At 70.2% G+C, this 17,696-nt stretch carries 14 protein-coding genes and 1 pseudogene; 9 read left to right on the top strand and 6 right to left on the bottom strand.

All coding sequences use genetic code 11. From position 1 onward, the window contains the following. Positions 1–10: 10 nt before the first annotated feature. From K8638_RS05010 to K8638_RS05000, 3 genes are all read right to left on the bottom strand, one after another. Entirely contained in the window at positions 11–1,798 is a 1,788-nt protein-coding gene (locus tag K8638_RS05010; RefSeq protein WP_223753246.1) for a sigma 54-interacting transcriptional regulator, read from the bottom strand. A 142-nt stretch (positions 1,799–1,940) separates the two neighbouring features. Next, positions 1,941–5,252 carry a Dauer Up-regulated gene (locus K8638_RS05005; protein ID WP_223753245.1) on the bottom strand — a complete coding sequence of 1,104 codons (3,312 nt, stop codon included), beginning with the start codon at positions 5,250–5,252 and terminating at the stop codon, positions 1,941–1,943. A 223-nt stretch (positions 5,253–5,475) separates the two neighbouring features. Continuing rightward, on the bottom strand, positions 5,476–6,069 hold the full coding sequence (locus K8638_RS05000) for a GNAT family N-acetyltransferase (RefSeq protein WP_223753244.1): 594 nt from the start codon (positions 6,067–6,069) through the stop codon (positions 5,476–5,478). A gap of 228 nt (positions 6,070–6,297) precedes the next feature. Here K8638_RS05000 and K8638_RS04995 point away from each other — a divergent pair, with 228 nt between their 5' ends. From K8638_RS04995 to K8638_RS04985, 3 genes are read left to right on the top strand one after another with little or no spacing between them, the layout of a single operon-like run. Continuing rightward, positions 6,298–7,221, top strand: a complete 924-nt coding sequence (locus K8638_RS04995; protein ID WP_223753243.1) for an esterase-like activity of phytase family protein — start codon at positions 6,298–6,300, stop codon at positions 7,219–7,221. Positions 7,222–7,275: 54 nt separating this feature from the next. Then, positions 7,276–7,977, top strand: a complete 702-nt coding sequence (locus tag K8638_RS04990) for a hypothetical protein (protein WP_223753242.1) — start codon at positions 7,276–7,278, stop codon at positions 7,975–7,977. A 3-nt stretch (positions 7,978–7,980) separates the two neighbouring features. Next, positions 7,981–8,778, top strand: a complete 798-nt coding sequence (locus tag K8638_RS04985; RefSeq protein ID WP_223753241.1) for a DUF4126 domain-containing protein — start codon at positions 7,981–7,983, stop codon at positions 8,776–8,778. A 45-nt stretch (positions 8,779–8,823) separates the two neighbouring features. Here K8638_RS04985 and K8638_RS04980 read toward each other — a convergent pair whose 3' ends face one another. Beyond that, entirely contained in the window at positions 8,824–9,279 is a 456-nt protein-coding gene (locus tag K8638_RS04980; RefSeq protein WP_370643921.1) for an SMI1/KNR4 family protein, read from the bottom strand. Between the two features lie 126 nt (positions 9,280–9,405). Between K8638_RS04980 and K8638_RS04975 the strand changes: the two genes are divergently transcribed. After that, the gene (locus K8638_RS04975) at positions 9,406–9,804 is read left to right on the top strand and encodes a hypothetical protein (RefSeq protein ID WP_223753239.1); all 399 of its coding nucleotides are present in this window, start codon (positions 9,406–9,408) and stop codon (positions 9,802–9,804) included. 48 nt (positions 9,805–9,852) lie between these two features. On the opposite strand, the gene K8638_RS04970 is transcribed toward K8638_RS04975, so the two are convergent. After that, positions 9,853–11,646, bottom strand: coding sequence for an SLC13 family permease (locus K8638_RS04970; protein WP_223753238.1), 1,794 nt, complete (start codon positions 11,644–11,646; stop codon positions 9,853–9,855). Between the two features lie 331 nt (positions 11,647–11,977). Beyond that, positions 11,978–12,517 (bottom strand): annotated as a pseudogene (locus tag K8638_RS45115) (M48 family metalloprotease); the annotation flags it as partial. 507 nt (positions 12,518–13,024) lie between these two features. Here K8638_RS45115 and K8638_RS04960 point away from each other — a divergent pair. The 5 genes from K8638_RS04960 to K8638_RS04940 are packed head-to-tail and all read left to right on the top strand — an operon-like array spanning position 13,025 to position 17,654. Next, a complete protein-coding gene (locus K8638_RS04960) occupies positions 13,025–13,636 on the top strand; it encodes a 4Fe-4S single cluster domain-containing protein (protein ID WP_223753237.1) in 612 nt (203 codons plus the stop codon). After that, positions 13,633–14,718: a hypothetical protein gene (locus K8638_RS04955; RefSeq protein ID WP_223753236.1), complete on the top strand. Its 1,086-nt coding sequence runs from the start codon at positions 13,633–13,635 to the stop codon at positions 14,716–14,718. The genes K8638_RS04960 and K8638_RS04955 overlap by 4 nt, the downstream gene beginning before the upstream one ends. Next, the gene (locus K8638_RS04950) at positions 14,715–15,281 is read left to right on the top strand and encodes a hypothetical protein (protein ID WP_223753235.1); all 567 of its coding nucleotides are present in this window, start codon (positions 14,715–14,717) and stop codon (positions 15,279–15,281) included. Before K8638_RS04955 ends, K8638_RS04950 begins: the two co-directional genes overlap by 4 nt. Then, positions 15,278–17,395: an AAA family ATPase gene (locus K8638_RS04945; protein WP_223753234.1), complete on the top strand. Its 2,118-nt coding sequence runs from the start codon at positions 15,278–15,280 to the stop codon at positions 17,393–17,395. Before K8638_RS04950 ends, K8638_RS04945 begins: the two co-directional genes overlap by 4 nt. Next, on the top strand, positions 17,388–17,654 hold the full coding sequence (locus K8638_RS04940) for a hypothetical protein (RefSeq protein WP_223753233.1): 267 nt from the start codon (positions 17,388–17,390) through the stop codon (positions 17,652–17,654). Before K8638_RS04945 ends, K8638_RS04940 begins: the two co-directional genes overlap by 8 nt. Positions 17,655–17,696: the final 42 nt, after the last annotated feature.

The following is a 17,696-nucleotide window of genomic DNA, read 5'->3' as shown; positions in this document are numbered from 1 at the left end:
GTCCGCGGAACTAATCCGCCTTCCACAGGCCGTGGCGCCGGGCCCGGCGGCCCAGCGTCACCGGGTCCATGCCCAGCGCCACGGCCGCGCGCCGCAGCACGCCGCCATGGCGCTCCAGCGCCTCGCGGATGAGGTCGCGCTCCACGCGCTCCAGCCTCGCGCGCAGCGAGCCGTCACTGGCGAGCTCGTTGCGCGTCGGCACGGTGGCGCTCAGCACCGGGGGCAACAGCCGCCGCGTCACCACCTCACCGGGGCGGGACAGGAGCACGGCGCGCTCCATGACGTTGCGCAATTCGCGCACGTTGCCCGGCCACGCATAGGCGCGCAGCGCGTCCTCCGTGTCCGGGGCGATGCCGCTGGCGGAGCGCTTGAGGGAGCGGTTGAACAGGTCCAGGAAGAAGCGCGCCAGCTCCGGCACGTCCTCGGGCCGCTCGCGAAGGGGCGGGATGTCGATGGTGAAGCTGTTGAGCCGGTAGAAGAGGTCCGCGCGGAAGCGCCCGGCGCGCACCTCCTCGCCCAGGTCCTTGTTGCTGGCGGCCACCACGCGCACGTCCACGTGGCGCACCTGGGTGCCGCCCACCGGCCGCACGTCCCCCGTCTCCAGCACGCGCAGCAGCTTCGCCTGGAGGTTGGGGGTGGTGTTCTCGATTTCGTCCAGGAAGATGGTGCCGCCGTTGGCGAGGACGAAGAGGCCCGGGTGGTCCGCCACCGCGCCGGTGAAGGCGCCCTTCACGTGGCCGAACAGCTCGCTCTCCAGCAGCGTCTCCGACAGGGCGCCGCAGTCCTGCACCACCAGCGACACGTCCCCGCGCCCGCTGAGCCGGTGGAGGATGCGCGCCAGCACCTCCTTGCCGGTGCCCGTCTCCCCTTGCAGCAGCACCGCCACCCGGTGGGGCGCCACCAGGCGCACCAGCTCCATCACCCGCTGCATGGCCGCGCTGCGAAAGCCCACCTCGTCCTCGCCACGGACGCCCGGGGCCGCCGGCAGCGCCTGGGACAGCGCCCGCTCGCGCAGCAGGTTGCGCTCCAGCTCCAGCGCCATGCGCCACTGCTCGGTGCGCACGCCATGCTCGCGGCCGGCCTGCAGGACGGCCTGCCTCACCGCCTCCGGCGAGGGCGCGGGCCCGAGCGCGCGGAAGATGCGGCCCGTGTTGAAGAGCGCCACCAGCCGCTCGGGGGCGGCGGGCGCGCAGTAGATGATGCGCGAGGCCAGGTCGCTCGGCGGCCCCGCGCCGGACAGGTCCACCTCCGCGCGGCGCCGGGCCAGCGACTCCACCAGCGCCAGGGCCTCCTCCTCGTCCTGGCCGCACACCAGCAGCGCCGCGGCGTCGCCTCGCGCCAGCAGCGCGTGGACCTCGTTGGGGCTGGAGGCGAAGTGCGGTGTGGCCTGCCCTTCCAGCGCGGCGCGCACCGCGTGCGCCTCCCACTCGCTGGCGAACGCCACCACCACCTGGGTGTGCGAGGCCGCCAGGTAGCGCGCCAGCTTCACCCCGTCGGAGCCCTCGAAGGCGCGGAAGCTCACCCCCAGCGCCGTCACCGCCCCGGACGCCTCATGCCGCCACCGCACGTCCCCACGCACACGGACGTGCTCCCCGGAGTCGGGCAGCGAGAAGGACAGCTCCACCTCCTCGCCCTCGCGAGGCCCCTCCGAGGCACCGCGCGGCGTGGCGATGAGGCCAATGCCCGTCGCGCTGATGTTGACGGCCCAGCACCCATGGAGCGCGGGCTGCGTCACCACCTTCACGTACAACGGCTTGCGCTCGCTTCGAGGGGCGTAGGCGGACACAGGCCGCGTCATGGGTGACGCACTCTACTTCAGGATTGAAGCTCGGGCGGGAAGTTGCCGCGAAAGAGGATTCAGGACCCATCACTCGTGCGCGGCGTGAGGGGCGCCTTCACGGGCCGAGGCTTCCGGAAGACTGCCCCCCGCGCGTCAACCGCTACTTGTCGTAGAAGGGGTTGAAGTCGATGGTGACGCCGCCGACGGAGACCTCGCCGCTGGCGATGTCCGTGGCGGTGTCCGCGATGGCGTCGAGCGCGTTGCCGGCGATGCGGCCCACCTCTCCGCCCAGCGCCTGCAGTCCCTCCAGCGCGCTCTTCGCGGCGCTGATGCCCTGCTGCGCGAGGTTGTTGAGGTGGCTGACGGCCTCGCCCGCGAGCTGCCCGCCGTAGCTGGCCAGGTCCTTCAGCGCGTCCACGCCGGCGTCCCCCAGGTCCTTGAGCGCGGAGAGCAGCTCCTTGCCGCCCTCGGTGAGGTTGTCCTTCCACGCCTGGGCCACTTCCTTGAAGGACGCCACGCCGTCCTTGAGCAGGTCCACCGCGAACTTCTTCGCCCAGTCCGCGCGGCGGTCGACGAAGTCCTTGATGGCGGTGGCGGCGGCCTTCGCGGCGTCGCCCGTCTTGCGCGCGAGGTCGGACAGCGTCTGGCCCACCCACTCGCGCACCTCGCGCGCGGCGGCGCCCGGGTTCTCCGCGATGTAGCGCAGCGTCTCCACGCCCTTGGCACCGGCGTCCTTCAGGCCCTTGATGACGCTCTCGGCGATGGCCTTGCCCTGTTCGCCCAGGCCGCGGATGCCGTCCCACGCCTTCTTCGCCAGCTCCCCGCCCTGCGCGAGGATGTCGGTGAGGGCCTTCTTCGCCAGGTCCGCGACCTGGCCGGGATTCTTGGCGGCCCACGTCAGCAGCTCCAGCCCCTTCTCACCGGCCCGCTTCGCGCTGTCGATGGCGGAGGACAGCCCGGCCCTCGCGCTGTCGAGGAGCTCCTTCGCCTTCTCCTTCGCCGCGCCGGTGAGCTTCTCGTAGCCGGCCTGCAGCTCGTTCAGCGTGGACACGGCCTTCTTGAAGAGCTCCTTGCCGGTCTCCTTGGCGAAGTCCACGCCGGAGTCGATGAGGCTCTTGATGCCGTCCAGCGCCTGCTTCGCGGCGGGGCCGGGGTTCTGGGCAATCCACTTGAGCGTCTCCAGCCCCTTGAGGCCGGCCTGCTTCGCCTTGTCGACGACGTCGGCGAGGACCTTCTTCGCCTCGTCCGCGAGCTGGCCGCCCTTCTCGATGACGGCGTTGTACGTCTCGAGGGCCTTCTTCGCGACGGCGTCACCGTACTTGCTGGGGTTGCGGATGACGTCGGCGAGCTGGCGGACGATGCCGGCGGCCGTCTTGAGGCCGTCACCGGTGGCCTCGGCGGCGGAGACCCCCGCCCACTCGGCGAGCTGCACCGCGCCCTTGGCGCCCTTCTCCACGCCCCACTCCACCAGCTTCGCGGCCTCCTCCGGCCCGTAGTAGGCGGCGAGCGTGGCCAGGCCCTGCGGGCCCTGCGCGGCGGCGGTGGCCACGTTGATGGCCTTCATCCAGTCCGGGGCCTGGTAGCCCTGCGGGTCGGCCTCGAACTTCTTCTTCTCGGCCTCGAAGGCGATGTCGAACGCCAGCTCCGCCACGCCGAAGCCCAGGCCCACGCCCGCATTCACCGCGGCGCCCACGCCGGTGAAGTCGAGGAGGGTGCCCACGACGGCATCGGCGCCGTTGAGCTGCGCGCCCACGAGCGCGAAGTAGCCCAGGTCCTTGTTCTTGGACTGGAGCTGCACGGACTCGTTGGCGTACTTCGCCGCGTCGATGACGCCGGGCACGGCGCCGAGGAAGGGAATGGCCTTGGAGAGGTTCTTGAAGACCTTCTCGGCGACCTCCTTGCCCATCTCCACGCCGAGCTTGCCCAGCATTCCGTCCAGCGCCTTGAGGCCCTGGGCCAGCAGCTTGCTGCCACCCTTCTCCAGCAGGGGCCCCAGGCCCTTGAGGCTGGTGTTGAGGGCATCGGCCCCGGCGCCGTCGGACAGCTTGAGGAGGAAGCCGAGCGCCTCGCTGTCGAACTCCTTGATGGCCTTGGCCACCACGGCGGCGGCCTCGTCATCCAGCTTGGTGGCGAGCGTGCCGAGCTGCTCCGCCATCTTCGGGTCGCTCAGCGCCTTGGCCAGCACGCCGTGCTCCAGCCCGCCCAGCGCGCTGACGAGGCGCTTGCCCGCGGCGGGGTCCAGCGTGTCGAGCTGACCCACGAGACCGTCGAGCACCTTCGGGTCGGTGATGCCCTTGAGCACCGACTCCAGCTTGTCCGGGCCGCCCAGCTTCGTGGCCACGTCGTTCAGCTTCTGGAGCTGCGCGGGGGTGAGCTTCGCGGCGAGCGCCGGGTCCAGGCCCTTCACCGCGACGTTGGCGAGGTTGGCGCCCTGCTGCGCCAGCTCCGTGGCCTGCTTCTGGGAGAGGCCCCCGCTCTTGAGCAGGTCCGCGAAGGCCTTGATGTCCTTCTGGAGGTCCGGAATCTCCGCGGCGAGCTGCGCGGCGGCCAGCGCCTTGTCCTGCATGGAGGCGCTCGGGTCCAGCAGCGTCAGGGCGGCGCCCGCGGCGCGCAGCGTGCCGTCCAGCTTGCGCAAGTCGTTGGCGAGCTTCGCGGAGTCCGCCCCGGCGAACTCCTTGAGCGCGCCGGCCAGCTCCAGCGTGGCCTTGGCCTTGTCCAGGCCCGTCTTGGACGGGTCGCTCCAGGTGGCCACGGCGTTGATGAGCTTCTCCGCCGCAGGCAGGCCGTTGAGGGCGGTGTTGAGGACGCCCTTGAGGTCCTCGGGCTTGAAGATGTCACCGGCGCTCTTCGCCAGCGTGAGGGCGGCCTTGGCCTTGTCCACCGTGGAGGCGGCGGGGTCGCTCAGCGTGCCGAGCGCGCCCAGTGCGTCGGAGTTGGTGGCCAGCTTCGCCAGCTTGCTGTCCTTCAGGCCCAGCCGCTCGAGGGCGTTGGGCACCGTCTCCGGGAACTGCTTGGAGAGCTCGCCCAGTGCGGTGGCCTTCTCCGAGAAGGAGCCGGTGGCCAGCTTGGTGAGCGCGTCGTACGCCTTCTGGAGGTCCTCCTTGGACTTGTCCTTCAGCTCGGGGAAGAGCTTGGGAAGTTCCTCGGGCGTCGGAGGCAGCGGACTGTTGCCCTGCGCCTGGGAAGTCCCCTCCGTGCCCGGGGTGCCGTCCGCGGCGCGAGTCTGCGCGGCGTTCGTGGGCGCGGGTGCACCATTCAGGTTCACCTGCGGGCGGGCCGCCTGGGCGGAGAACTGGTCGTTGGTGAAGGCCTGCGGGCGGGCCTGATTCTGGGACGCGCTCTTCGCGGCCTGCTGCTGCTGGCGGGCGGCGGCCTCGGCGGCGCGGCGGGCGGCCTCGGCGGCGGCACGAGCGGCGGCCTCGGCGGCGCGGCGGGCGGCTTCAGCGGAACTGTTATCGACGGGCCGGGACATGATGCGCTCCTGATTCCTGGGACTCCGGGCACAGAACGCCGGGTCTCCCAGATTTTCGGAAGATGACGGGGGCAGGTTGCTTACAGCCTCACCGGAACGGCGCTTCGTGGGTGGCTTTCCACCCTCGCCCGTGCCGGCAGGTACGCCGGGGGTGGCGCTTCGGTTTCACAGTGGGCATGGCCCCTCGGGAGGATGGCGTGGAACGGAACGTCCGTTCCGGCACCTACGACGCATCAGCCTCCGCCAGCAGCAGTCCCATGAGCAGGTCGTCCACGAGTGTGCCGTCATCGGCGCGGAGGAAGGCCCGGCGCGAGCCCTCATGGGTGAAGCCCATGGAGCGGTAGAGGGCGATGGCGCGCGAGTTGTCGGCCCGCACGTACAGTTCCACGCGCAGCACCCGGCCCCCGTCCCCGTCCCGATGTGAGCGCACCCACTGGAGCAGGTGCCGCATCAGCAGGCGGCCCACGCCCAGCCCCTGCGCCGAGGGGTGCACGCCGATGCCGAGCACGCCCACATGGCGCAGCATCCGGTAGCCGATTCGCAGGACGGAGGCCTCGCCCAGGAGGACGCCCCCTTCCCCTTCCACGAGCAGCGGGAACGCCGAGCCGTCCGTCTTCATGAGCCCGGCGCGCTCGCGCTGCGCGGCGAAGGTGGCCGCGTCCGGGGGGAGCTCGTCCTCGTGCTTCACGATGCCCTGACGGGCCCGGACAATGGCGCGCTCCAGTTCGAAGAGGGCTGCGGAGTCCTCGCGCGTGGCCTCGCGGATGACGGCGGAGCGGCCGTCGCGGAGTGGAACCTGGAGGGGGTGGAAGTACATGGGTGTGGGCCCGCGCATCTGGCGGTGGATACGACTCCCTGGCCCGCCACGCGCTCTCATATCTTGCGGCGCATGAATTACCGAGCCCCCCGCCTCCCCGTTTACCGCTTCCCCCTCGCCGTACTGACCGCCTGCATTCTGGCCTTCACACCGGGCTGCGACGACGACGAGCCAAAGACGCCCGTCAGGCGCGGCGTCCTGCTCGTCGGAAACACACGCGCTGACAACGTGGTGCGGTTCGACGCGGAGACGGGCGAGTTCCTCGGTGACTTCATCGCGGACGACGGCCCCGCCGGCCTCGTCGCTCCGGATGCTCTGGTCTTCGGCCCCGATGGGGACCTGCTCGTGTCCAGCGGGGACACGGCGGAGAACTCGGCGGTGGTCCGCTACAACGGAGAGACGGGCGAGTTCGAGACCGTGTTCGCCGTGGCGCGGGGAATGGTGCGTCCTTATGGCCTCGCCTTCGGGCCGGATGGCCGGCTCTACGTGAGCAGCTTCCTGACGGACCGCATCCTGCGCTTCGAAGCGGAGACGGGGAGCTTCGTCGACGTGTTCGCCACGGGGAACGGACAGCCGGGCGGGCTCAACGGCCCCAACGGGCTGGCCTTCGGGCCGGATGGCAAGCTCTATGTCACCACCGAGGGCACCGTCGCGGTGGATGGCCAGCCCACGTTCCCCGGACTGCCCAGCCAGGTGCTGCGCTTCGACATCACCACGGGCGAGTCCGAGGTCTTCATCGACCAGCCCGCGCTGTCCCCCGCGGGGCTCGGCTACGTCAGCCTGCTCGGGCTCGCGTTCGGTCCGGACTGTGGAAAGACGGGCGGCGCGTGCGACCTGTTCGTCAGCGACTTCGCCAATGACATCCGGCGCTATGACCTGGAGACCCGCGCGCTGGAGGCCACCCTGTCCACGAACTACTCCGGCACGGTGCCCTCGGGAAACAACCTGGGTGGCCTCACGTTCGACGACGAGGGCCGGCTCTACACGGTGGGCTTCGACAATGCCCAGGACGGGGACCTCCGCGGCGCCGTCCTCCGGTTCGATGGGCGCACGAACGCTCCCCTGCCCTCCTCCGGTAACACCGGCGCCATCTTCGTCCCGCCCACGGGAGAGCTGGTCCGGCCCATTGGCATCACCTTCACGCGCCAGTAGCCTTGCCTTCCGGGGGCCCTGAGGTGGGCCGATGAGGGGGAAATCGCCTTGACGATGAGTGTCACCGCGGTCGCCGGCAGCGAGGAGCATGAGCTCGCGTTGCTGCTGGGCGGCCGTTGCCGAAGCTGCGCCGAGAGAATCCCGGGAGGCATCGCGCTGCGAGGACAGCCGTGCCCCCGGTGCGGCGAGCGGACCCTGCCGAGCCCCGTCGATCGCGAGGTGCTGCACCAACTGGCCTCCGAGCGCGCCTCGGCGCACCTCTGGGTGGCGGTGCTTGCCGTGGGAGCGGCGGCCCTGGCGGCGAGTTGGTTCCCGCTGCTCACGTCGGTACTGCTCATCCTCGCGCTGGTGTGGATTCGCGTGAAGATTGTCCGGCCGGCGCTCCAGTTCCTCACGCCGCAGCGGAGGATGGTGTCGCGCCTGACGCTGCGGCTGGCGGCGGGCTGCTTCGTGGCGGCGGCCATCCTCGCGCACGAGCTGCTCACGTTCGTCCCCGCCTTCGGCGCGCTGGCGAAGGTGGCCCTGAGCGCGGGCCAGGTCGCCGCCGCCGGCATCTTCGCGCGCCGCTACCTGTCGTGGCAGACGGAGCGCGAGGGTCTGGGGATTCCGCTGGCGAAGTGGGAGGTGGCGCTGCTCGTGGGGTTCCTGCTGATGCTGCTGGCCTTCACCACCGCGGCGGCCATGTTGCTGTGGTGGGTGTTCCAGAAGATTGGCGTTCTCCAGACGTTCCTCGCCGGACCGGTGGTGGGAGGCTGAGCCGTGATTTCCTTCGCACTCGTTTCACAGCTCATCGGGCTGAGCAGCGCGTCCGGCACTCGCGCAGGGGGAAGTCTGCTGCTCGTGGCGCTGGCCGCTCAGTTTCACTACGTGGCGCTGCCGCCGGAGATGGCGTGGATGGCCACTCCGGAGGCCATGGGCATCTTCGTGGCCCTGCTGGCCTTCGAGATGTTCACGCAGCGGGACAATGACCTGCGCGTGCTGCTGGGGCTGGCGCAGCTCGGCTTGAGCGCGGGGAGCGGCGCGACGGTGGCGCTGGCGTCGGCGGGGGTACAGACGGGCGAGATGCCTCCCTGGGCCGTGGGTGTCGTGGGCGCGTGCATCGCGGTGGGGACGCTGCAGCTCCGGCAATGGCTGCAGGGGAATGTGGCGCAACTGGAGAATGAGTTGCTCCACCCGCACCGGTGGCTGCTGCGCACGGAGGACCTCTTCGGCCTGGGCGTGGCGGCTGCGGCCATCCTGTGGGCGCCGCTGGCGCTGACACTCGTGATTGTGTTCACCGTGGGGTGCGCGGTGGCGAGCATGGTGGCGCGCCGGATGGAGGCGCGCTCGCGGAGGGCCTGCCCGGCGGGGTGCGGTGCGCGCATCCGGCAGGAGGCCTCGCGCTGCCCGAAGTGCCGGGCGGATGTGCCCGTGGCGGTGAGGCTGGACCTGCGGCTCGCGGGCAAGGCACAGGATGCGGTTCGCGGGGCGCTGGGTTCGGTGGCGGGTGAAGGGCGCCGCCTGGACGCGCAGGTTCGGGAGGGAATCGCGGGAGAGACTTCGCGCCGCGCGGGCTGATACCCGCGGCTGGCACCCAGGAAGCCTTCTGCGTGGGTGGTTCGCCTACTCGCCCAGCCAGAACAACCGATTGCCGCCACTCAACGCCCGCTCCAGGAACTCCCTGAACGAGGCGGCTATCTGCCGGACCTCGAGCGGGTATGTCTCGTGAAAAGCGTCCAGCAACGGGTAGCGGCCATCCTGCTGCCGAGACACATCCAGCAGTACGTAGTCCGAGTCCTGGAGGTACAGGAGGGTGTACCAGGACGCGGCACCCATTGAATCATCATCCTCCCCTCGCATGACGACCCGTGCACGCTGGACTTCCGCGAGCGGCAGGATGCGGTATTTCGCGTACGGTCGGGGCCGGAACAGCGTGGCTCCGTCGCAGTTCAGATAGAACGCTCGCAAGTCGGGGTCGAGCGTCCACCCCACCCGCTCCTCGAACGCCGCAACCTGGGCGGGGGGTGCTGGCGCATTCGGGAAGTGAGCGCGCGAGATTTCAACCAACAGTTGTTCCATCAACATGGCGAATGGCTAGTTCCGAGTATGGCAAGCCAGGTCCAACGGTCTTCCACTGAGCATCGCCTCCGTAGCACATGGGGTAGGCCTTATTGGCTCCCCTCGCCCTCTGACCTGGATGCACAAATGAAATACAACCCCGACTTCGACGTTGACTCGGTTCTCGACGCCTTGCGCATCATTAACGAAAAATACAAAGAAGGCTCACAGGAGGACGAGGCACTCCGAATCGCCGCGGTTGCGCTGCTCTACATCCGCGAGAACCGAAAGCTTGACGACTACCGTGATTTCTTCCGCTCGTTCTACACCCCGGCCATTGACTCCATCACCGTCTCCCAGACGTTCTCGTCGAGAGAAGAAGCAGACGCGTGGCTTGCCAGCGGGAAGGCTCAGGAAGGTGAACTGGTGAGGGTCGCCGGCCAGGGCTTCCAGGTCATACCTATGCGACAAGGAACTGGGTTGACACTCCTGCGGACGCCCCTGCCGGAAGAGCTGATGAAGAAATACCCTCCAGACACGGAGTAGCTCGTGGGCCTGGCGGGAACCAGGACCACGGCCTCATGGCCCCCCGCCTCACCCCGTGAACGGCCATGCGAGCGGCACGGCGAGCGTCAGCAGCGCGAGCATCAGCACCGTGAGGGGTGTCCCCACGCGGAGGAAGTCGCGGAAGCGATAGCGCCCGGGGCCGTACACCAGGGCCGCGGACGGCTCCAGTGGGGTGAGGAACGAGCACGACGCGGCGAGGCATATCCCCATGGCGAACGTCCGCGGGTCGAGCCCCAGGTCCACCGCGGCATGGATTCCGACGGGAAGCATGATGAGCGCGGCGGCCTGGTTGCTCATGGGTACGGAGAGCAGGACGGTGGCACTCATGAGCACGCAGAGCACCCCTCGTGGCCCCACGGCTCCCATCAAGGGAATGACGCCTCGGGCAAGAAGCTCTCCCACGCCGCTCTTCTCCACCGCCGCCCCCAGGGCCAGCAACGCGCCAATCATGATGACGACCCGCCAATCCACGCGGAACGCCGTGCGTGCGTCGACACAACCCGTCGCCACCATCGCCAGCATCCCCGCCAGCCCCGCGATGGCCGGTGAGGTGATTCGCAGCCCCGCGACAACGACCGTGCAGGCAAAGATGCACACGGCGAGCACGGCACGCCGGTAGCGCGGCCGTTGATACTCGATGCCGCCGAGCACGGTCAGCTCTTCGTCCCGCGCGAGCTCGCGAGCACGCCGCTCGGGCCCACCCAGCAGCAGCATGTCGCCCACCGAAAGGGGGATGTTCTTCAGGACCTCACCGCCGGAGAGCTTCCCCATCAAGCCCAGGTGATGGCCGCCCAGGAGCGAGGGATGGCGGTGGATGGCCAGCACCACGAGGCCGTAGCGCTCCGCGAAGCGGATGTCGCGCAAGGACCTGCCGGCCAGGGCCGACGTCGGCGGCACCGATACCTCGATGAGGGTATACGCCTGGCGGTGCCTCTCGGGAATCCGGAGATCGGCTCGCAGACCGATGCTGCGCAGGTCCTTCACCCGCAGGATGTCGTCCAGGCCGCCAGCGATGAGGAGGTGCTCCCGTGGCCCGAGCACATCCCGGGGCTCGGGGAGCCGCAGCGAGCCATCGCGCACGACTCCCCGCACCGGGATGCCAAGCCCCTCGGTGAGGTAGCGAAGCTCTCGCCCCACGAGGCGGGAGCCCGGAGTGAGCACCGCCTCCGTCACGTATTCACGGCGCGGCGAAGCCCTCGAGGCTGTCTCCACGCCGCGCTCGGGGAGGAGCCGCCGCACGAGGACCAACGTCGCGGTGATTCCCGCAACCGCGAGGAGGAGTCCCACCGGCGCGAGCTCGGCGAAGCCAATGCGCTCGAGCCCCCGTTGCTCCATCGCCGCGCTGACGACGAGGTTGGTGGACGTGCCAAACAGGAAGATGGTGCCACCCAACATGGAGCTGAACGCCATGGGCATCAACAACCCGCGCGAGGACACTCTCGCCTGGGAGGACGCCGCGGTCGCGACGGGGAGGAACGCCGCCGTCACCGCCGTATTCGAGGCCACGGAGGAGAACACGCCGACGGCGACCAGCAGCATGACCCTGAAGGCCCGGGGGTTGAACCGCGAGAGGGAGAGCAGCCTCCGCCCCACGAGCTGCATCACACCAGTCGCACCGAGCCCCTGCGTCAGCGCCAGGAGCGTGAAGATGAAGATGGCCGGCTCGCTCGAGAACCCGGAGAGGGCCTCCGGCGGCGTCACGAGCCCGCTCAGCACCAGCAACACGACGATGGCAAGCGAGCTCACCTCGATGGGAATGCGCTCGATGGAGAGGAGGACGATGGCGATGACCACCACGCCCAGGGCAACTGTCGTCATCATGGCTGTCGAGTAGGGGGAATGCGGGGTGGGAGCAGTGGGTCGAACGTCGAACCTGGGGAGGCGGCTGGCCCTCCCCCTCCAGGCGCGCGACGCGGCCTCCTGGCAGTGGGCGAACGAGCATTCGCCGCCGAAGTGCGCCTGAACGTGGCGAGAGCCGGGAGCCGTGACGGCGCGAGCGGCGAAGGATGGCCTTCGCGCGCCGCGCCTGCTCCTCGGCGGCCATCCTCCGGAGCCGATGGATGCGCTCATCGAGGAAGGCCCCCGGAATCCCCTCCCCGGCGGGCGCCATGTAGGGGGTCCCCGCCTCGGAGAGCGAGGCCGGCCCGCTCCCGATGGCACTCGCCTTGAGCCGTGCCAGCAGGGCCGCGAGGCCCCGGGCGTCCTCCAGCAGCCTGGCAGCGGTTCTGTCAGCGGCCAGGTCCCGCCCTGGCGGAGCCCCCAGCCGATGCAGCCGCGCGAGCATCTCGCGGGAAGTGGCCACTTGCCGTCTCGCCACCGCGGTGCCCCGCGCGTGCCGGCCTCCGCGTCGTCCGCACAGCGCCCCGGCCATCATCATCCCCGTGGATAGCGCAGCCACGAGCGTGGCCCGGCGCGTATGGCCGAGACTGATATGCGCCAGCTCATGAGCGACCATGGCGCACAGCTCGACCTCATCGAGCTCGTCGAGGGCGGCGCTCGTCAGGATGATGCAGGAAGCACGGGGGCCCGAGCCGAGGGAGAAGGCATTCGGCTGTGGGCGCCACACCACGTAGATGGGGGGACAGGGAATCCTCGCGACGATGCTGAGGTGGGCCACCAGCTCATGCAGCCGGGGAGCCTCCTCGAAGTGGAGCCGGCGCGCGCCATGGTGCCGGACCACGAAGGAGGCCATGCGCATGTAGAACCAACACACGAGTCCAGCCAGCGCGGTGAAGAGCGCCACCGCGTGAAGTCCTACAGGGGCAAGTGCCAGCCCGGGAACCTGGGCCGCGAACGAAGCAATGGCGGACAGCGCCCACATGGACCTGCTCCTTTCCGGGTGATGGGGTTGTGGAAATGCTCGTGCCCGCGCCTTCACGGGCCATGAGTGGATGGCGGACGCGCCCGCGACTCAGCGGTGGGCGCGGTCTCCAAGAAAGGCCGCGGCCTCGATGCACACCTGTCGCCCGGACCTCGAGAGCCCATGACGACTCAGAGATGTGGCGATGGCGGAGGAACACATGGCTCTATGTGCGAACGCCTAACGTGCCGCGTCCCATCCCAGGGCCCCGAGGACGAGCGAACCCGTCCGTGCGGGTTCGCGGCGGCGGAGCCGGGACGCCAGGAGCTAGCCTGGTGGCCAGGGGAGCAAGGGCCCACTCCCCGGACCGCATCGCTCCTGGCATGCTGCGGGGGTTCCATGTCCCCCGTCGAAGGAAACTCCCCCAGCAGCGCTCCGGTGCTCCGGGTGGCCCAGGTCGTCCCCCGCACCGAGGCGGAAGGACCGGGCAACCGCTTCGCGCTGTGGGTCCAGGGCTGTGCCCTGCGCTGCCCGGGCTGCTGCAACCCGGAGATGTTCGCCTTCGAGCGCGGCCCCCTCATGACGGTGGAGTCCATCGCCGCGCGAGTCCTGGCCACCCCCGGCATCGAGGGCCTCAGCCTCCTGGGTGGAGAACCTTTCTCCCAGCCCGGCCCCGCCGCCGACCTGTGCGAACGCGTCCGCGCGGCTGGCCTCAGCATCATGGTCTTCACCGGCTTCACGCTGGCGGAGCTGAAGGCCCAGGCGCACCCAGACGTGGAGCGGCTGCTTGCAACCGCCGACCTTCTGGTAGATGGCCGCTTCGAGAAGGACCAGCCGGAGACTCAACGCCGCTGGATTGGCTCGCGCAACCAGGTCATGCACTTCCTCACCCCGCGCTACTCGCCGGATGAGCCCCGGTTCACCGCTCCCAACACCGCCGAGGTCCACCTCGTCGAGGGGAAGCTCGTCATCAACGGCTGGCCCGAGCTCGCCAACCGGCTGCGTCCATGATCCAGGTCTCCCCCACCGAGCACGAGCTGCTCACGCTCGCCCGCGCCATCGTGGGCCTGGGGCAGTACGCCCCCGTGGAGGACCTGCTCCGCGACCGCCACACCGTCCCCGAGCGCCTGAGCCCCGGCGCGATGCACGTCCTGCGAGACACCCTCTCCAAGGGCAGCGTCCTCGCCCTCGCCCGCTGCGGTGGCTGGCGGAAGCAGCGCTACCTCGACAATGGGCAGGAGCGCTCCGCCCGGCTCTGGGAGCGTCACCCGCCCCCCGAGCTCCACTTCTCCCCCCAGACCTTCCACACCCTGCGCTGGCTCCTGGAACAGCCGCTCGTGAAGCACGGCTGCGCAACGCTGCACAGTGACGGCGTCCCCACGGTCGCGGACGAGCTGTTCCTCTACCTCTGCTGCCGCCTCGTCGCGGGCACACCCTGCGCGAAGTCCGTGGGCGCACAGCCCCACTTCCGGAACTCCGCCCTCTGCTGGCTCGGCTTCCCGGAGCTGCTCGGCACGCCGCCTCCAAGTCTCACCGCCGCTTCCTTCGCCCCGCTGCTCGCGGGCAATGGCTGGCTGCTCGAAGCCCTGCGAGAGGACCTCGCGCACCGCTGGCGCCGGCTGGAGGAGTCAAAGCGCCTCATCCTCGAGCCCGAGGACCTGGTGGCGCTCGGCACCGCGCAGGAGGCGGTGCTGTCCGTGTTCCTCGACGCCGTGGACTCCGCCGGCCGCCGAGACCTCGCGGGCTTCCTGCTTGAGTCTGCGCGCCCCCTCATGGAGCAGCCCGCGGCACGCTGGGTGGAGGGCCTCTCCCTGTCCGAGTCCCTGAGCCTGAGGGCCAGTGCCGCGAAGGCCGCGGGAGCCTTCCTCCGCACGCTGGGCCGGCTCGCGCGCTGGGACGCGGAGCACCGCACCGTGCGCTTCTTCGACGACAACTACGACGCCGCCCAGCTCCTCCTGTCCGAGTGGAGCGCCTTCGGCGAGGCCGGCTTCCGCCGCGCCGCGGACCTGGAGCGCGAGCTGTCCACGCCGCTCACGACCGCCAGTGCGATTCCAGGTACCCTTCCCCCACCTTCCACCGGGAGCGCCCCATGAGCCGCGCCTACCGAGTCTCCGTCTCCGAGTCCCTCAACCGCGTGGTGCAGGCCGAGGACGGCATCTGCTCCAAGCTGGAGCTGCTCCCCCTGCTGTCCCGTGAGGAGCTGGCCGGCCTGCTCGCGGAGGAGCTCACGAGCCGGGGCTTCACCCGCGACCGCGACGTCGCCGTGCGCACCGAGTCGGACGGCGTCCGTATCGCCGTGGACGTCACCACCGGAGACGTGAGCGTCACGCTCGCGGACGAGGCGCAGGTGAAGCTGACCGCGACGGGCGAGGTGCGTGTCGCCCGGGAGTCCGAGACGAAGGAGGCGGAAGTCCAAGCGCGGCAGAAGGCCCTCTCCAAGCTGGAGGACGAAGCCAGGGACGCCTCGGAGCGCCTGCGCGAGCAGGTCACCCGCCGCCTCGAAGGCCGGCTGCGCGACCTCAAGTCGGAGCTGGACTCCGTGTCCAACAAGGTGACGGCCGAGGCCCTCAAGCTGCGCGCCCGTCAGCTCGGCACCGTGGAGGAGATTCACGAGGACGCGGCCACCGGCTCGCTCACCATCAAGGTTCGCGTATGAGCCAGCGCATCCCCGAGGAGTCCCTCCCCACCGAGCTGTCGCCCTTCGCCGCCGTGGAGGCCGCCTATCCCGCGGAGCTGGGCCGCATCTGTGAGGCGCTGCTGCGCGGCCTGCCGGTGATGATTGAGGCGGACAAGGAGCTGACGCCCTTCTTCTACAAGTGCCTGCGGGACAGGCTGAAGAAGGACGGCAAGCAGTTCCTCTACCTGGACGGCCGCGCCGCGCAGGAGCCGCCCCCGGGCATGCCCGCGCCGAGCATGATGGCCACGCTCATCGGCCAGCTCCGGGACGCGGTGCGAGGCGCGGTGCGCGAGCGCATCGTCGTGCTGCCCCACCTGGACCTGCTCACCACCAGCAGCGGCGGCCTCACCTCCGAAGCGCGCGAGGTCATCCCCCTGCTGTACGAGAACCCGGAGATGGTCTGGGTCGGCTTCAAGGACCCGTCCTTCCCGGTGCCGCGCGTCATCGAGAACCTCTTCCCCCACAAGGAGAGCATCCTCGGCGTGAGCCGGGACAGGCTGCGCTACCTCATCACCCAGCGAGAGAGCCGCAAGTTCGGCCGGGGCCTCCAGCCGTACGCGCTCTACAAGCACGTGTCCGGTGTCAACGCCGTGCGCCTGCGCCGGCTGCTGGGCGCGATTACGGGCGAGGACTACCCCGCGGACCCTCGGCCCGCGTACGCGCAGCTCCGCACCGCCACGCTCACCGGCAACCTCAGCGTGCCGGAGCTGGACCTGCACGGGGACATCGGCGGGTACGCCAAGGTGAAGCAGCGGCTCCAGCAGGAAATCCTGGACGTGCTCGCGCACAAGGACATGCTGAGCGACCCGGAGGCGGTGAAGCGCGTGGAGGCGCTGCTGCCGCGCGGGATGATTTTCTGGGGCCCTCCGGGCACGGGCAAGACGCTCTTCGCCAAGGCGATGGCGTCCTCGCTCGGCGCTGCGGTGCAGGTGGTGAGCGGCCCGGAGCTCAAGAGCCGCTGGGTGGGCGAGAGCGAGGAGAACCTGCGGCAGATCTTCGTCCGCGCCCGGCAGGCCGCGCCCAGCATCATCGTCTTCGACGAGCTGGACTCCTTCGCCGCCGCGCGCGGCACCTTCACCGGCTCCGGCGTGGAGCACTCCATGGTGAACCAGCTCCTCACGGAGATGGACGGCTTCCGCAAGGAGGAGCTGGTCTTCGTGGTGGGCACCACCAACTTCGTGGAGTCGCTGGACCCGGCGCTGCTGCGCCCCGGCCGCTTCGAGTTCCAGCTCTGCATCCCCTACCCGAACAGCACGGACCGCCGCGCCATCCTGTCCATCTACGACAAGAAGCTGGGCCTCGCGATGACGGAGCGGGCGCTGGACTACGCGGTGAAGCGCACGGGGGACCTCGTGGAGGGCACCGGCACGCGCTTCTCCGGCGACCACATCCAGGCCCTGTGCCGGGCCCTGGCGCGGCGCCGGCTGCGCGACGCCTCGCAAGGCCCCACCGAGGCGGTGGACGTGGAGCGCGCCCTCACCGAGTTCCTGGACCGGCCGGAGCTCACGCCCGCGGAAGAGAAGGTGGTGGCCACGCACGAGGCCGGCCACGCGGTGTGCGCCCTCTTCTGCCCGCATGCGCCCGCCATCGACCGCATCAGCATCCGCGGGGACCTGGCGGGCTCGCTCGGCTTCGTGCAGTACGCGGACCCGGCGCACCGCTACGTCGTCACGCGCGGGCAGATGCTCGACAGCATCTGCATGCTCTTCGGTGGCCGCGAGGCGGAGGCGCTGCTGCTGGACGACCTGTCCCTGGGCAGCGCGCACGACCTGCAGCGCGCCACGGAGATGGCCCGCGAGTTGGTGGAGGAGCTGGGCATGGGCGGCGACCGGGTGCCGGTGCGCCGCTTCGACGCCCCGGGGCGGCAGGCGGACCGGCATGCCCTCTCCGATGCCACGCGCAGCACGCTGGAGGCCGCGGTGGAGCAGGTGCTGGCGGAGCAGCGCACCCGGGCCCGCGACATCCTCCAGCGCGAGAAGGCCCGCCTCGTGGCCCTGAGGGATTTGCTCATCGAACGCAAGGTGTTGGACCGCGAGGCCTTCACCCACCTGGCGCCCGCGCAGGCGCCGAAGAAGGAGTCCGCCCTTGGCTAGCCTCATCCTCCGCCTCCAGGTGGACCCCGCGACGGGCCGCAAGGACGTCATCATCCAGTACGAGAGCGACTCGGACGCGCTCCCCATGGAGCACGAGGAGGAGCACCGCCGCCTCGTGGACAAGCTCATCGCCGGCGGCACGCTGAAGGCGTCCGAGGTGGGCCGCGTCATCGTCCAGCGCGACACCCCGGCCGGGCAGGTCGCGGAGCCCACGTCCTCGGCCGAGGAGACTTCCGGAAAGGTGGGCCAGAAAGCCTGATGCGGAGTGAAATCCGAGAAATCGAGAGCGCTCTACGCAACT

It is taken from the genome of Myxococcus sp. RHSTA-1-4, from assembly GCF_020037125.1.
Taxonomy (GTDB): domain Bacteria; phylum Myxococcota; class Myxococcia; order Myxococcales; family Myxococcaceae; genus Myxococcus.
This window is presented reverse-complemented; position numbering and strand designations above follow the sequence as displayed.

Coding starts and splice junctions, on each gene's coding strand:
- K8638_RS05010 (WP_223753246.1), bottom strand. CDS start 1,798: ATGACGCGGCCTGTGTCCGCCTACGCCCCTCGAAGCGAGCGCAAGCCG.
- K8638_RS05005 (WP_223753245.1), bottom strand. CDS start 5,252: ATGTCCCGGCCCGTCGATAACAGTTCCGCTGAAGCCGCCCGCCGCGCC.
- K8638_RS05000 (WP_223753244.1), bottom strand. CDS start 6,069: ATGTACTTCCACCCCCTCCAGGTTCCACTCCGCGACGGCCGCTCCGCC.
- K8638_RS04990 (WP_223753242.1), top strand. CDS start 7,276: ATGAGTGTCACCGCGGTCGCCGGCAGCGAGGAGCATGAGCTCGCGTTG.
- K8638_RS04980 (WP_370643921.1), bottom strand. CDS start 9,279: ATGGAACAACTGTTGGTTGAAATCTCGCGCGCTCACTTCCCGAATGCG.
- K8638_RS04975 (WP_223753239.1), top strand. CDS start 9,406: ATGAAATACAACCCCGACTTCGACGTTGACTCGGTTCTCGACGCCTTG.
- K8638_RS04970 (WP_223753238.1), bottom strand. CDS start 11,646: ATGATGACGACAGTTGCCCTGGGCGTGGTGGTCATCGCCATCGTCCTC.
- K8638_RS04960 (WP_223753237.1), top strand. CDS start 13,025: ATGTCCCCCGTCGAAGGAAACTCCCCCAGCAGCGCTCCGGTGCTCCGG.
- K8638_RS04955 (WP_223753236.1), top strand. CDS start 13,633: ATGATCCAGGTCTCCCCCACCGAGCACGAGCTGCTCACGCTCGCCCGC.
- K8638_RS04950 (WP_223753235.1), top strand. CDS start 14,715: ATGAGCCGCGCCTACCGAGTCTCCGTCTCCGAGTCCCTCAACCGCGTG.
- K8638_RS04945 (WP_223753234.1), top strand. CDS start 15,278: ATGAGCCAGCGCATCCCCGAGGAGTCCCTCCCCACCGAGCTGTCGCCC.